Below are 14,444 nucleotides of genomic sequence, written 5' to 3'. Positions count from 1 at the left end.
TGCCGCCATGTGCATAACGGCCGAGCTCCCTTGTCGCCCCATTGACTGCACCGCCGCTAGCGTCACGGTCAATCAACCGAGACGCCCACATGACAGAGCACGGCAAGCCCAACCCGATCATCGACACCCTCTCCAACGTCATCGGCGCAATCCGTGCCGACGACGACATGCACGACCTGGCCCAGGCCCACGATGCGCTCGAGCCCAAGGCCATCGAGAAGCTGACGCCAGCCGAAGCCCGGCAGCAGCCGACCATTGCGGATGCGGTCAACAAGCTCCTGCACGACCAGGGCAAGTCCGCCGACCCGGAGGCGCTGGTGCCCGGCGTCAAGCGCACCTCCCACACGCTGGAAACGCCCGCCGGCAATCTCCCGGCCTTCGTCTATACCCCGCAAGGTGGCACCGCACTGCCGGTCATCGTCTATTTCCACGGCGGTGGCTGGGTGATCGCCAATGCCGAGGTCTATGACGGCGGCGCGCGCGGGCTCGCCAAGGAAACCGGCGCCATCGTGGTTTCGGTCGACTATCGCCAGGCGCCCGAGCACAAGTTCCCCGCCGCCTGGGACGACGCGCTGGCCGCCTACGAATGGGTGCTGGCAAACGCGGCAAGCATCGGCGGCAACCCGCAGCGTGTCGCCCTCGCAGGCGAGAGCGCCGGCGGCAACCTCGCCATCGCCACGGCCGTGGCCGCGCGCGACAAGGGGCTGCCGGCACCGACGCATATCCTGGCGGTCTACCCGGTCGGGCAGACCGGCAGCCTGCACACCGAGTCCTACATCGAAAACGCCATCGCCAAGCCTCTGAACAAGCCCATGATCGAATGGTTCGTGGGGCACCTGATCCGCAGCGACGCCGACAAGGCAGATACCCGTCTGGACCTGGTCAACGCCAACCTGCGCGGCCTGGCACCGGTGACGATCATCAACGCCACCATCGACCCGCTGCGCAGCGATGGCGCCAAGCTGGAAGACGCGCTCAAGGACGCCAACGTACCGGTCGAGCGTGAGGTCTACACCGGCGTAACGCACGAGTTCTTCGGCTGCGCCGCAGTCGTTGCCAAGGCCAAGGCCGCACAGGAGTACGCAGGCAAGCGGCTGCGCGAGTCGTTCCGCTAAACAAGGCACAGCGTCTGGCACGACAGGCGTGCCACGCGATAGCAGGAACAGATAATGTCCACACGAGGGCCGCCCTGGCATACCAGGCGGCCCTCTTTTTTGATCCTAGTTTGTGCGTTATCAAAACTATTACTGTCGGGACAGGGTATTGGCTCCAAGCCTGCCTCGTAGCGGCACGATGCGACAGGCCTGGGACTAAAAAGGACTACCGCAGCAACTCCTGCCGCAGCCATTGCATGTACGATCCAGCCAGGGGAGGAGTCGCGGTCAGACAAGGAGTTCGCCATGCATGGGATCCACTCCAACGTACCATCGCCTATACGCAGGTCAGGCGCGCCCTGCAATCCGGCCGGTATCGACCCGGTCAGCGCATCGATCCGACAACGTTGGCTGCCGAGTTCAAGGTCAGCCCCACGCCGGTACGCCTTGCGTTGCATCGCCTGGTCGGCGAAGGCCTGGTCATCGATCACGCACGCTATGGCTTGCAGGTGCCGCTGCTCACCGAGGTCGCACTGCGGGATCTTTACGACTGGATGGACCGCCTGCTGCGGATGGCCTGCGATATCGGCGTTGCATCGACACCGCACGCCCCTGGCGAGTTGGAGACCACCACCGCACCTGCGGACGTGGTCAAGCAGACCTGGAAGCTCTTCGACGCCATCGCCCATGCCACGGCGCATTGGTCGCTGCATCATGCCGTCAGGCAGACCAACGACCGGTTGGCACCGGTGCGACGTGCCAAACATGGCCTGCTCGACTCTCTCGAAGAAGAACTGGCAGAGCTCACGCTGCACTGGCAGCAGCGCGACCTTGCCGCGTTGCAGACAGCGTTGCATGCCTATCACGTACGCCGTATCCAGGCCGTGCCGCGCATCGTGGCGGCGATGAATGAGCGCATCAATCAGGCTTCCAGCTTCGACGACTGAGTGTCGTCAGCGCAGCACATTGCGGGACCTGCATGCTGTGCTTGCGAGCTGCCTGTGACGTGCGCCTGATGTGGCGTGAAAGGTGCGATGCGACGCCACCGGCCAGATTTGCGCGGCCATCTTCGATGGCGGTCACACAGTGCATTTAATTATGACGGTGTCACGACTTAATCATTTGAAAATCAATACGCCCGTTTCCTAACGTGTCTGCGTCATGGATCCCCATGGCACAACCAGGAGACAGCGATGAACATCAATGACACCACCTACAGCGATGCATCCAGCGAGATCACGGTGCTTGGCGTTGCCAGCACCGACACCAAAGGCGGCCCGCTCGCTGGCGAAGAAATCGGCGGCTTCAACGTGCCTGGCATTTCCGAAGAGTGAACCCGAGGCGTGCCTGAGCGCACGCCTCTCCCACCAGGAGTAGAGACCATGGATACCAGCAACAACGACGCGCACACCACGACGTTTGGTCAGGATCTCATCGTGCTTGGGATCGCAAGCCTGGACACACAGGGCGGGCCACTGGCAGGCGAAGAAATGGGTGGCAGCACCACGCTGGGCATCAGCCAGGACTAGGCGCAGCCAACGCGCGGCGGTCGCCACTCGGCTGTACATGCCGGTGAGCAACTTCCCAGGCCACGGGGCGCACTGCAACGGTGCGCCCCTTCTCTCTCAAGGACAGCGCCATGCACCGCTACACATTGCGCAACGACCTAACGTTCTGCCGCATCGGCGAGCGCCTGGTATTCCTGGATGTCGGCAACGACCGCTATTTCCGCCTGCCCCAGGCACCGGAGCACTCCCTGCTCGCCTACCTGGCACATGACCCGGTGTCGGACCTGGAGATCAACGACCTTGTCGAACGGGGCTTGCTGGTGGAGCGTTCGCAAGCGACCGCCGGCCCGCAGCTTCCCGTCATACCTGTTGCGCGTAGCGCGATGGAAATGCCTGTACCGGCGCGACAACCCAAACTGTTTGAAAAGCTCGAGGTGCTGGCACTTGTGCTGTCCACACGCCTGGCGTTGAAATGCAAGCCGCTTGGCAGGGTACTTGGCAGCCTCTCCGCTGGCGCACAGGGTCGGGGGACGCAGCAACGCTCGGTCGCCGGACTCGAGCAGCGGCTCACCGATGCGGCGTCCGTCTTTCGGCACTCACGTGTGTGGGTGCCGGTCGAGATGCGCTGCCTGCTCGATTCAGTCGCATTGGCAAAATTCCTACGTAGGCGCCAGCTCGACGCCCAGCTTGTCTTCGGGGTCGCACTCGATCCGTTTTCGGCCCATTGCTGGGTACAGGCAGGCGATCTGGTCTTGAACGACACGGTCGGCAACGTCCACGCGCATACCCCCATCCGGGTGGTGTGATGTACCGCTACATCGCCTTGTTCAACCATGCGCAGGCACACCGCGATGGCGACCGCGCCGCTGTCGATGCGTCGTTGCGACAGATCGGGTTACAGCTACGGCAACGCGCTGGGCACATCGACCTGTATGCATCAGACGACACGCCCGTGCTCGACCTGCCTTGTGGCGGCGCACTGATCGGCCATGTCTTTTCGCAGCGCGACAACGCCCCCTTGGTCGACGGCGCATCGCTGCATGCGTTTTCCGCAGCACAGCGGACGCGGCACCTGATCGATACGCACTGGGGCGAGTACCTGCTGTTGCATGCACCGCACGCGGACCCGAGCGCCATCACCGTCATGCGCGAGCCTTCCGGCGGCGTGGCATGCGTTTACGCGCTACAGCATGGCTTCATCACTTCAGACATCTCGATCGCCACGCATGCGGGTGTGTACACGCGTGAGATCGACTGGGACGCCATCGCCCATCATCTGTACTACCCGCACCTCAAGACCGAGCGCACCGGGCTTGTCGGCGTACGCGAATTGCTGCCGGGCAGCCAGCTGTGTCTGCAGTCCAACCGCAGCAGTGTCGAACACGTCTGGAACCCCTGGGATTTCGTCGCAGCCTCTCGACGCCGGCACGACCCACTCGACGCACAGGCGCAGGTGCGTCAGGCGGTGGCCTCCAGCGTCACATGTTGGGCGCGGACCGATGCATCTTTGCTGTTGGAACTCTCTGGTGGCCTAGATTCTTCCATCCTCGCAGCATGCCTGAAAGACACCACCGCGCGCGTGGCGTGCTGCAATCTGGTCACGCCGGTGCCTGGCGCCGACGAGCGGCACTATGCCCGGCAGATGAGCGATCTGTTGGGCACCGAACTGATCGTGCGCACCCTGGGGCTCGACGCTGCACCGGTCGATTTCGCACCGCCGGCACATGCGGTCGCGCCCAGTACCTGGTTTCTGCAGCATGCCTCCAATGCGCTGAAAGAAGCGATCGGCACGCAGCTGGCCATCACCAGTTTCTTTTCCGGCGGCGGTGGCGACACCGTGTTCTGCAACACCAGAACCGCCGCGCCCGCCGCGGATGCCTTCCGTGCAGGCGGCCTGCGCGCCGGCGTCAGCGCAGTCCATGCGCTTGCCGAGCTGCACCAGTGCACGCTCTGGAAAGCAGGCAGGCTGACGATCAGGAAGCTCCGCGCCAAGGCCGGCCCGCCGCGCACGCCGGAACGATCGTTTCTGCCGAGCACGCAGGCTGCGGTTCCATTGCAATCACATCCCTGGTTCGATGCCCCACCCGACAGCCTGCCCGGCGACCGCGAACGTATTATCGATCTGGCCGGCACCCAGGTTTTCCGCGATGGACTGGCGCGCAGTGCGTCGTGGCACCTGCGCATGCCGCTGCTGTCGCAACCGGTGGTGGAAGCCTGCCTGACAGTGCCGAGCTGGATGTGGATCGCTGGCGGCCGCAATCGCGCCGTGGCACGCGATGCGTTTGCGGATGTGCTGCCTGCGCAGATCCTGCACCGCCGCAGCAAAGGCACCTTCATGAACTACTCCGGCGCGGTCTATCGTCGGGGCAGGCAGCAGATCCGCGATTATCTGCTGCAGGGTCGGCTTGCAGGCCAGGGCCTGCTGGATGCCGATGCCCTGCGCCACCATTTGGACCATACATTGGCCGACGGCGACCACAGCGTCATGCGCATCTTCGACCTGTGTGCGGTCGAGAACTGGGTCCGTCATCAGGGCTGACATTGCCTGCGCTGCGTAGGTGCGTGCCGCCCGCATGCCAACGTGCCACGCGTCAGCCGCACCACCCACACTAGTCGTCACGCGCCGGCAGTGCCGCCTTGATTGCACGCCAGCGCGCGTACTGCGCGGCCTTTTCCGGTGCAGCGTCCTGGTAATCCTGCAACCAGAAGCGGAACCAGTCGACGTTGCGCGCATACACGGCCAACTTGTGCTGCGGCTGGAACTTCTGGTGCGGCTCGTTTGCAAACACGTACAACTCGGCGCGTTGCGCACGCAGCAGGGGAATCAGGTAATCCAGCGCGTACAGATACTCCTGCTCGGAATGCTGGAACAGGATGGGCGCGCGAATCCGCTCCAGCTTGAACGCCGGCGACAGCGCCTTCCACCGCTCGGGTGTCTGCTCCGGTGCACCCAGGCCCCACATCTCGCGCAGCCCCTTGAGGAAGGGCTCGCCCTTCATGCTGCCGAACAGGTAGTACGACGGCGACACCACCGGGTTGGCCACCGAAGCGGCAGCCAGCAGGTTCGACTCGGTCGCCGTCCACAGAGTCACCGCACCGCCGAAGCTCAGCCCGCCCATGCCCACCCGCCTGCGATCGATGCCGGCCTGCGACGACAGCAAGGCCACCGCGCTTTCCACCGCCGCCAGTCCTTCGCCGTGGCGTTCCACCGCATCCATGGTGTAGCCGGGTAGCTGATTGATGCACAGCGCTGCGATGCCCACCTGCGCCAACGCGGCCAGCGGCCACTCATCGCCCACGCCACCGCGCACGAAGCCCGGGCAGCTGTAGTAGGTGACAAACAACGGCACCTGGCCGTCGCCGTGGCCGCGTGCCGCAAAGAACTGCCCGCTGTAGTGCCGTCCGCGGGTATCGGTCCACTGCAACAGGCGCGCGGGCGTCGCGTTTGCCATGTCCACCGCTAACGCCGCATTGGGGTCGAACAGGACGCCGCGCGTGCCGCTGTCCAGCGCGATGCGTTCCAGACGTGGCGGGCGGTCGGCATCGGCCGTCACGCAGACCAGTGCCGTGGCCGATGCGCCACAGTGTGCCGATGGATCGCGCCCGCCATTGATCAACCCGCCGCCCTGCACTACCAGCTGCACCTGGCCGCTGGCCGGGTCCCAGCGATGGATGGATTGCGCAAGCCCCAAAGCAGGATCGGTGATGGTGAACAACACCTCCGCACTGCCCGGGCGCCACTGCACTGCAGTGATTGCCTTTCCCACGCAGGCCGCTGCCGTGCAGCGCACGGCCTTGCGCGCATGTGCACCGGGCAGGACTGACAGCGCCACCTGCGGACGGAATAGCTGGCCCTTGCCATCACCCACACGCGACAGCACCGCCACCGCCCCACCGGGCGCAGGCACGGACTGCCACACGTCACCGTCGACACCGTGCGTACTGACGGGCGATTCCTCCGCGGGCACCGGCGCATCCGCGAGTGGCCGCGTGGTTGCCGTGGCCAGGTCCAGCGCCAGCCAGTGCTCCGGCACATCCGCCGACAAGCCGGTGCGATCGAACCACACCGTGCCGAAGCGCTGCGTCGCCAGGCGTCCTTGCACATTGCCCGAGCGGAACAGGCCCTGCCCGAGCGGCACCGTCTCGTCGATCCGGATGCCTTGCGCATACTCGTCCTGTTCGGCCCCCATGACCTGCGCGCGCGTGGCGCCGACGCGGTAACGCAGCACCCGCCCATCCGCGTCCAGCGAAAACTCCTGCACGTCGGCCGCATCGTGGGTCACCGCTTCCGCGCCGGAACCGTCCGCCGCCGCGCGCCACACCGCAATCACGTCATCGATCAACGCGCGGTAGTACAGCCAGCGCCCATCCGGCGACCACAGCACCTTTGCAGGCAAGGACCCGCCTGCCGAATCGCGCAAGGGCACGCCGCCATCGGCAATGCGTCTGGGCGCAGCGTCCTGCAGGCCCTGCACGTACCAGACGCTGTCGTAGGTATTGCGCTGCACCGCTGCCTGCTCGGTGCGAAAGGCCACGCTGCGGCCATCCGGCGACAGCGTGGGGCTGCCGATATCCACCACCTCCAGCAATCGCTGGGACGATACCGTTTGCGCGTGTCCCACGCATGCACCTGCCGCCATCAGCACGCCTGCAAGCAGCAGGCGCCATGGTTTGTGATTCCTCACGCACACACTCCTCTCAGCAACGCTCAAGGACCATCGCCAGTACATCGGCTGCAGCAGGCAGCCGATGCATCACCAGTGCTTGGACACCGACACGCTCACGAAGCGACCAATCGCCGAATAGTTGGTGGAGTCGTACGGCGCCACATACAGCGGCGAGGTCACCCGATACAACGGCGGGGCGCGATCGAAGGCGTTGTCCACCGACGCACCGAACTCCAGCCCCGCCCACGCATCGCGGCGTGCGCCGGTGGCGTAGCGCAACGCCATATCGAATGTGGTGAACGATGCCGACTCCACCCCGTCGGCGCGGTTGCGCACCCCGCCGCGGTAGTTGCCGAACAGCGAGGCGGTAAGCCCGCCCTGCTTCCACACCGCGCCCACGCGGCTGCTCAGCTTGGGCGGGTTGAACAGCGTGCCGGACAGATCGAACGTCGGTTGCGCGGGCAACGTCTGCTGCGTGCTGTCCAGCCAGCTCGCCGAGCCGCGCAAGGTCAGCGTGCCGCGCGCCAACGCCACCTGGTAGCTACCGCTCAGGTCCAGACCCTTGATGTCCTGCTGCGCCACGTTGGCGTACTGCGTGTAGATGATTGCCGCCACCCGGCTCGGGTCGTAGGCGACGCCGGCAAAGTTGGAGAACCGGCTGGCGAGCGCGATCACATCGGCCTGCGCCTGCGGCGTCGGCGTGCGGTCCACGAAAGGCGCGTAGATCGGATTGCGCAACGCCTGGCTGGCATTGGCGATCGGCTGCAGCACGCGGTTGCTGTAGTCCACCCCGAACCAGGTCAGCTCCGCCTCCAGGCCATCCAGCGCCTCGGGGTGCCAGGCCAGCGAGACCGAGCGGGTGATGGCGCGCTCCGGCTGCAGATCCTGGTTGCCGCCATCGGCCACCAGCACCGTCGTCCCGGCGGGAAAGCCTACCCCGCCGAACGCGCCCGGCTGGAACAGCCACGCCTCCTGCGCGTAGTTGCGCTCGAACAGCGTGGGCGCCTTGAACGACTTGCCCCACGAGGCCTTGAGCGTCACATCGCTGCCAGGCGCATACAGCACACCGAACTTGGGCGTCGTCACCCCGCCGAAGCTGCTGTAGTCCTCCCCGCGCACCGCCGCTGTCAGCGTCAGTCGCTGCACACCGGGCACGCCCTGCGCCGGGCCCACCACCGGCAGGTTCAGCTCCGCATAGGCAAAGCGCGCGCTTTCGCTGCCGTCGATCGTCTCCACGCCACTGACGTGGTTGACGTTACGGAACGTGTTGCTGCGATACCCCACCCCGGTGGCCAGGCGCGCATCGCCTGCCGGCAGCGCGAACAGCGGCCCTTCCGCGCCCAGCTCGTAACTGCGGCTGTCGTTGCAATAGCACAGGTCGGTCACGCTCACCGCACCGCTGGCCAGCGCCGTCTCCTGGCGGTATTGATCGTGCTTGCTGTTGCCGTCGGTGGCGCCCAATGTCAGCGTCCAGTCGTTGGGCAACCACACCACAAGGCTCGGTGACAGCAGCAGGCTGGTGGTGGTCGGAGTGACCCGGCTGTTGCGGCCACTGACAGCGTAAAAGTGCAGTTGGTCGCGTTCAGTGCGTAACGCATCCAGGCGCAATTCGGCGTTGTCGCCCAGCGCCTGGTAGGCACTCAGCAGCCCGCTGCGCAGGTCGCTGCCCGGATACAGCGTGGACGGGTCGGTGAGTTGAGTGGTGTAACTACGCTGACGGCTGTAGATGGGGTCTGCGGACACGTCCTGATAGGTCGCGATCACTCCACCACTACGCCAGGTGGTGCCGGCCGTAACGCTGTATTGCCGCGAGGTGAGCCCGCCTTGCGTGGCCCGCCCGAAGCGCGTGCCAACGCTTACCCCGTCGTAGTCGCGCTTGAGGATCACATTACCGACGCCACCCACCGCGTCCGACCCATAGATTGCCGACGCACCGTCGGCCACGATCTCCAGCCGCTCCACTGCCTCCACCGGGATCGCGCTGAGGTCCACCGCCTGGGTGAATCCGCCATAGGCAAGCCGGCGCCCATTGAGCAGGGTGAGCGTGGCATCGGCGCCCAGCCCGCGCAGGTTGAGGCTCGCGCCGCCGGTCATGTTCTGGTTCGCATTGCCGGCCCCGGCCAGATTGCCGCTCAGCACGCCCGGGTTCTGCCCGCCGGAGAAGTTCTGCGGCACGCTGCGGATCACCTCGCCCAGATCGCTGAAATCCTCTTCCTGGATACGCGCCGCGCTGATCGAAATCACCGGCGATGGAACTGCACCGCCCTTGATGCGCGTACCGGTGACTTCGATGGACTCCAACTCGGTCGCGGCTGTTTGCGCCGGCGCGGCCGCCGCAATCGCAGCCTCCGGCGAGCCGGGCCTGGGCGGCTCGTCTGCGTTCGGTGCCACGGCTGCCGGCGTTTTCTGCGCCGCTGCAGGAGGTTGCTTCGCCCCCTGCGCTGTCGCTGCCCGTGCCCCCACCGCACCTGCCGCCCCGCTCGCCACGGCTAGCAGGGCGATGGAAATGGCGTTGCGTAACGTGCGTGTCTTCATGCTGCGTCCTTTGGCTTGCCTGGGTTGGCCCGCCGACGGCGCACTCCGGGGCGACCCGGCGCGCATCGCCAGCTGAGCAAGATCGGTCCTGCACCCACTGCTAAAACGCGGGCACCGCAACGCGGCGAGCAGCGACCAGTATCACTAACTGTTTGATTTTCGAGCAATCATTGCGCACGCAAAATGGCTCCGGTACCCATCCGGGCCCGACACGTCATTGCTGTGTATGCAATTGCCCTTTCCCCACTACCTGCTACGCGTCCACTACGCCCGCATCGCCATCACCAATCCACGCCTGCCTTGGCTAAATGCACGGCGCATCACCGCGCTACGCATCCGCTTCCACCGCTGGGGTTTGCACGCGTTGCGCAGCCGTGCGTTCCTGCGCCGCAAGGTTGTGCAGCGACAGCAGCGAGACCACCGCCACTGCCAGTCTGCTACGTGCATGACCAAAACCGACACCGCTCCCCGATACTGCCCGTCGTGCTTGCATGTGCATCCTTCGCGTCCTGGGCGCGGCACCATCGCCATTGCGTCCCCCGACAACAAGTGATGTTGCGCAAGCGCAATGCCCTACCAGCAACGTGTGCAATATGCAGGCAGCGCTGCAACAGAGCGCACATTCAACGGTTTCTGCAACACGCAGTGCGGTTTGCTGAGTGCCGAGTGTTGAGTGCGCGCTACTGCATCGGCAGGTGATGCACCGCGTAGCCGATCGCGGCAACCAGCATCGCTGCCAGCAACAGCCAGAGCCAGCGACGACGCCGGGCAGAGGCCGGCGTCAGCAGTTCCAGATCGCGTGCAGTGGCGGCCTGCAACTCAGGATCATTCAGCACTGCCGACGCGTGTTCGTCCACGTCGAGCAACTGCTGGTAGGCCACACGGTGGCGCGGATCGGCAGCCAGCCACGCCTCACGCGCAGCGCGCTCGGCAGCAGTCTCGCTGCCGTGTCGAACGAGATAGGCGGCCGCCTGCGCGTGGATGCGCCCGGACTCTGCACGCATGGCTGGTGACTCCCGGCGGGCGGTCTCCCTGCGCCCTCGCGCACGATGCTACCAGCATCTTCCGGCGGCGCCAGCCAGCCGCCTTGCAGCCCGGTTACTGCGGCAATTCCCCCACGGCCGCACGACACGCCAGCAGCGCGCGGCTGATGTGCTTCTCCACCATCTTGGTGGAGATCCCCATCTTCGCGGCGATCTGCGGATAGGTGAGCCCGTCGAACCGGCTGAGCTTGAACGCAAGCCGGCACTTCGGCGGCAGCTCGAGCAAGGTGCGCTTGAGCAGCACATCGAGCGTCTGGCGCGCCTCGGCGATCTCGTCCACGCCGGCCTCGTCGGCCCTGATCGGCGCCACCTGATCCAGCGACACGTGCAGCGCCGCCAGCCGCCGCTGACGCGAGCGCCGCAGCTCGATCACCAGATTGTGCGCGATGCGATACATCAGCAGCCGGCGGTCGCCGATGTTGGGCGCATCGCGGTACACCATCATCCGCGAGAAGGTCTCCTGCGCCAGGTCTGCAGCGGTTTCGGCATCGCGCGTACGGCGGCGCAGGTACACCAACAGCTCAGGATGCAGTGCGGCCAGTGCCTGGTCGAACTCGGCACGCAGGCGCTCCCTGTCCCCGAGCGACAGCTGGCCGCGCGCCGCAGGCGGCCCGTCACGCGAGCTCATCGTGATCGCCGCGCCTTCGGCCAAGTGCCGCTGCCCACCAACTTCCCCACGCATCTTGCGACACGACGCACCAGCGCAACGCGCGCGCAAGGGCCGTGCAAGTGGATCTGAACATGAGCAGTGCAGCCAAAAGAGGGAGAGTGGGTGGTGGGCACCGCACCCCGAACCGCAGCCCCACCTCTTCCTCTATGACGGCAAGCGATGCTAACCCCCTACGTTTTGCGCGTTAGTCAGCCTGGGGCATGACCACCACGCGCTCGACACTAGATCGCTGCACGCGCAGCGGAGCGCGGCATCGCCCGGTTGCCACGCTTTTCCCGCGCACTCTATGCAAACAGCGAGGCGGCACGCTTTAGCAGTTGCAGATAACGGATACGCCGCTTGCTACGAAGCGTGCACTAGACCAATGCGTGTGCTCACCTCACGAATGCGCATGCGTCTCTGCAATGTCGACCACTACTCAGCTTCTATGTGCCGCCTTTTGAAACTCGACGGGCCCGTGAGCGCCCGGATACTTCTTCTTGATCAAGATGCGATCGGACGGCGTGACGCAGCTGTCCTCCAGTGAATTGACCACATACGCCTCATCCATCCTGCAGACAACCTGACTGCACCGGTTGAATCAAGTCTTGCTGATGGTGATGTAACTCACGTGCAGCTGGTCTTCGGTTAGACCAATGACAACTCGCGTCGTACCGACCTGCAGCAGCCTGTAAGCCCTGGAGCCGGGCGCATCTGGGTGAGGCGGATACGGGAGGGCATCTGCCCAGGCCGCATCATCGAAAAGAACGCGGGACGGCCAGACCTCTATCACCAGAGTTGTTCGTGATCGATCTTCTTGCGCACCCCGCAGCTCGATATTACGCACGGCGATGCCTGCCAACAGACCATTGCTACCGCCGCGTACAGCCACCCCATCTCGTGACTGGATGGGGCCGAGTCTTGTCGTCAGTAAAGAATCAAGCGCCGCAATATCCTTGAAGTCCGTGATGAGCAAGCGGTCTATGTCTCGCCTAAGTCGCCTCATTACATCAGGCGCTTCCGGCTGCGCTCTGCTTCCGGATGCTACAACAGCCTGCTGAAAGACCGGAGTGCCGGAAACAGGCGCCGCAAGAATCAGACAGACCGCCATCGACACTAACAGGCTCACCGCGCATCCCCTACCGCATGCGGCGCCGCTCGCCGGGTCAGTCACATGCGCCGAGAAAAAGATCATGTCCCCGTCCTCCGTTCTGGATGCACCCACAACCCTAGCCGCCCGAGAAGAGCATCGCAGAACATCGGATCTGTATCCTTCACACCATCCGGTGCTGCGGGGCGATCGATTGCTCGCGCTGCTGCTCCTGCTGCTGGGAGTGCTGCTGACGCTGCGTCTCGCCCAAAGCCTGGAGCTGCGCGAGAGACTGCTCAACCGGCTGTGCAATCGCGTCGTTGGTCTTCATGTGCGCCATCTTGTGAGCGGGGTCGTTCAACGCGCCTTCCACAACGAAGACGTTCTCACCCTGTCGCACGGACTTGGTGTTCTCGCTCAGCACAACGTGATCGATCCGCGCCAGCCCGCTTTCCTTGGCTAGATATGCGCTGCTTGCTGCAAGGCGGGCGCTGTTGTCGTCGTATTCCCTGCCGAGGCCTCGCTCAAGGCGACGAACGGCATCCTCGGCCTGGCGATGAAGTGGATCATGCGCCTGTGGATGCGCGGCTACTGCACTGACCTCGCCCGGGGGCAACTGATTACCGGGTAGATGCGCCTCTCCGATCACTTTCTGCCACCAGAGCTGATCGGGCTTAGGATTACTGCGCTCCCTGTTCAACTCACTGTTAGGCAAGGGGGCATGGATGCTCTTGATCTCGTCGACATTCCCTACCGGCTTGAGCGCGCCTTCAAAGTCCTTGTCGACCCCCTGTCTGGTCGTACGATGCAGTCCCGCATGGTTCAGCGCACCCCACGTGAAGTCGATGCAGCTGTTGGAAGCGCCACCGTACTCCATATTGAACCCATGTTTCGCAGGCGACTTGCCGAAGTCTTTTAGCTTCTCGTACTGCGACTGATCGATTTCCATCGTGCGCGAGTAATAAGGATCTTTATAGTTCCTGACGTCATCCTTGAATACCTTTCCCGGCCCGCTAGACTCGCCGTGTTCAGCGGGAGCAAACCCATAGCTATTAACTTCCTTGCCGTCGCTTACTGTGTAGTACATGTGGCCGGCCATGGAGTTGCCGCCGGTGATCAAGAGTGGGGTGCCCGCCGCAGCGACGTAGACGGTGACAGTGTAGCGTTTGTCGTGATCATCCATGTCTCGCCAACCTTATTTTGCTTTGTGAGTGTAAGCAATCAACAGCTGAGCGTTCTCATCTAGCAATGCCCGCCGGTTCTGATCAATACGCAATCGGAGACGATAGCGACCAGCCTGGAGGGAAGTACTGTAGGCAAACGCGAGCTCCTCGGAGACCGTGCCGGTCGGGGGTAGCCCAGCGCGTGCCATTGTCGCGACATCTGCATTTAGCGCGAACAACCCCTTTGCAATGCCGTCTGCGGCGATGGCAACAGGCAACTCTTGTTCTCTTCCGACACGCTGACTGCGCTGCAGCTCCACCGGAACCGCCCCGGCCTGCTCGATACGTTCCAGATGCACGACTGCAATGATATCGGCACGCACCAGACGGTCGGCGGCATCCGCTACCGTGCCCATGTCATTTCCCGTCAATAGAACGCCGATGAAAATTGGTGGGTTCGCGTCCTCCGGCTGGGCAGGTACGTCGAACTCAAGCACCATGTTTTCTCCGTCGTGCGAAAGCAAGCTTCGCGTCAATGGCACTGTGGTTTGCATATCTGACTGCTCCTTTGCAATGGAGGTATTTGCGGGGGGCGATTGCATGCTGCAGCCTATGATCAGACCGATGATCGATGCCGCAACGGCAAAGCGCATTCGACCGCTTGTAATAAGCACCGTATCTCTCCTGTGAGTGTG

At 64.3% G+C, this 14,444-nt stretch carries 13 protein-coding genes; 6 read left to right on the top strand and 7 right to left on the bottom strand.

From position 1 onward, the window contains the following. The first annotated feature begins 89 nt into the window (after positions 1-89). The 6 genes from AC1PLA_RS03380 (at position 90) to AC1PLA_RS03355 (ending at position 5,141) form a co-directional block, all read left to right on the top strand. Complete coding sequence (locus tag AC1PLA_RS03380) at positions 90-1,115, top strand: alpha/beta hydrolase (RefSeq protein WP_349779710.1); 1,026 nt, start codon at positions 90-92, stop codon at positions 1,113-1,115. Between the two features lie 311 nt (positions 1,116-1,426). After that, positions 1,427-2,041, top strand: a complete 615-nt coding sequence (locus AC1PLA_RS03375; protein WP_481106152.1) for a GntR family transcriptional regulator — start codon at positions 1,427-1,429, stop codon at positions 2,039-2,041. A 246-nt stretch (positions 2,042-2,287) separates the two neighbouring features. Continuing rightward, positions 2,288-2,428, top strand: a complete 141-nt coding sequence (locus AC1PLA_RS03370; RefSeq protein WP_104538648.1) for a lasso peptide xanthomonin 1 — start codon at positions 2,288-2,290, stop codon at positions 2,426-2,428. A gap of 48 nt (positions 2,429-2,476) precedes the next feature. Then, positions 2,477-2,623: a benenodin family lasso peptide gene (locus tag AC1PLA_RS03365; protein WP_016903880.1), complete on the top strand. Its 147-nt coding sequence runs from the start codon at positions 2,477-2,479 to the stop codon at positions 2,621-2,623. Positions 2,624-2,733: 110 nt separating this feature from the next. Beyond that, positions 2,734-3,408, top strand: a complete 675-nt coding sequence (locus tag AC1PLA_RS03360; protein ID WP_481105596.1) for a lasso peptide biosynthesis B2 protein — start codon at positions 2,734-2,736, stop codon at positions 3,406-3,408. Further along, complete coding sequence (locus AC1PLA_RS03355) at positions 3,408-5,141, top strand: lasso peptide isopeptide bond-forming cyclase (RefSeq protein ID WP_481105595.1); 1,734 nt, start codon at positions 3,408-3,410, stop codon at positions 5,139-5,141. Before AC1PLA_RS03360 ends, AC1PLA_RS03355 begins: the two co-directional genes overlap by 1 nt. 70 nt (positions 5,142-5,211) lie before the next feature. On the opposite strand, the gene AC1PLA_RS03350 is transcribed toward AC1PLA_RS03355, so the two are convergent. The 7 genes from AC1PLA_RS03350 to AC1PLA_RS03320 all read right to left on the bottom strand — a co-directional run bounded on the left by AC1PLA_RS03350 (position 5,212) and on the right by AC1PLA_RS03320 (position 14,423). Beyond that, positions 5,212-7,287 (bottom strand): Atxe2 family lasso peptide isopeptidase, encoded by a 2,076-nt coding sequence (locus tag AC1PLA_RS03350; protein WP_481105594.1) that lies wholly within the window; start codon positions 7,285-7,287, stop codon positions 5,212-5,214. Between the two features lie 69 nt (positions 7,288-7,356). Then, positions 7,357-9,804 carry a TonB-dependent receptor plug domain-containing protein gene (locus tag AC1PLA_RS03345; protein WP_481105593.1) on the bottom strand — a complete coding sequence of 816 codons (2,448 nt, stop codon included), beginning with the start codon at positions 9,802-9,804 and terminating at the stop codon, positions 7,357-7,359. 680 nt (positions 9,805-10,484) lie between these two features. Next, positions 10,485-10,808, bottom strand: coding sequence for a DUF4880 domain-containing protein (locus tag AC1PLA_RS03340; protein ID WP_104601114.1), 324 nt, complete (start codon positions 10,806-10,808; stop codon positions 10,485-10,487). A gap of 94 nt (positions 10,809-10,902) precedes the next feature. Then, positions 10,903-11,475 carry an RNA polymerase sigma factor gene (locus AC1PLA_RS03335; protein ID WP_481105592.1) on the bottom strand — a complete coding sequence of 191 codons (573 nt, stop codon included), beginning with the start codon at positions 11,473-11,475 and terminating at the stop codon, positions 10,903-10,905. Between the two features lie 622 nt (positions 11,476-12,097). Beyond that, on the bottom strand, positions 12,098-12,691 hold the full coding sequence (locus tag AC1PLA_RS03330) for a hypothetical protein (RefSeq protein WP_146010630.1): 594 nt from the start codon (positions 12,689-12,691) through the stop codon (positions 12,098-12,100). A 79-nt stretch (positions 12,692-12,770) separates the two neighbouring features. Further along, positions 12,771-13,673, bottom strand: coding sequence for an XVIPCD domain-containing protein (locus AC1PLA_RS03325; protein WP_181105707.1), 903 nt, complete (start codon positions 13,671-13,673; stop codon positions 12,771-12,773). 108 nt (positions 13,674-13,781) lie between these two features. Beyond that, positions 13,782-14,423, bottom strand: a complete 642-nt coding sequence (locus AC1PLA_RS03320) for a hypothetical protein (RefSeq protein ID WP_257998296.1) — start codon at positions 14,421-14,423, stop codon at positions 13,782-13,784. Positions 14,424-14,444 lie beyond the last annotated feature (21 nt).

It is taken from the genome of Xanthomonas sp. NCPPB 1826, from assembly GCF_056725285.1.
This window is presented reverse-complemented; position numbering and strand designations above follow the sequence as displayed.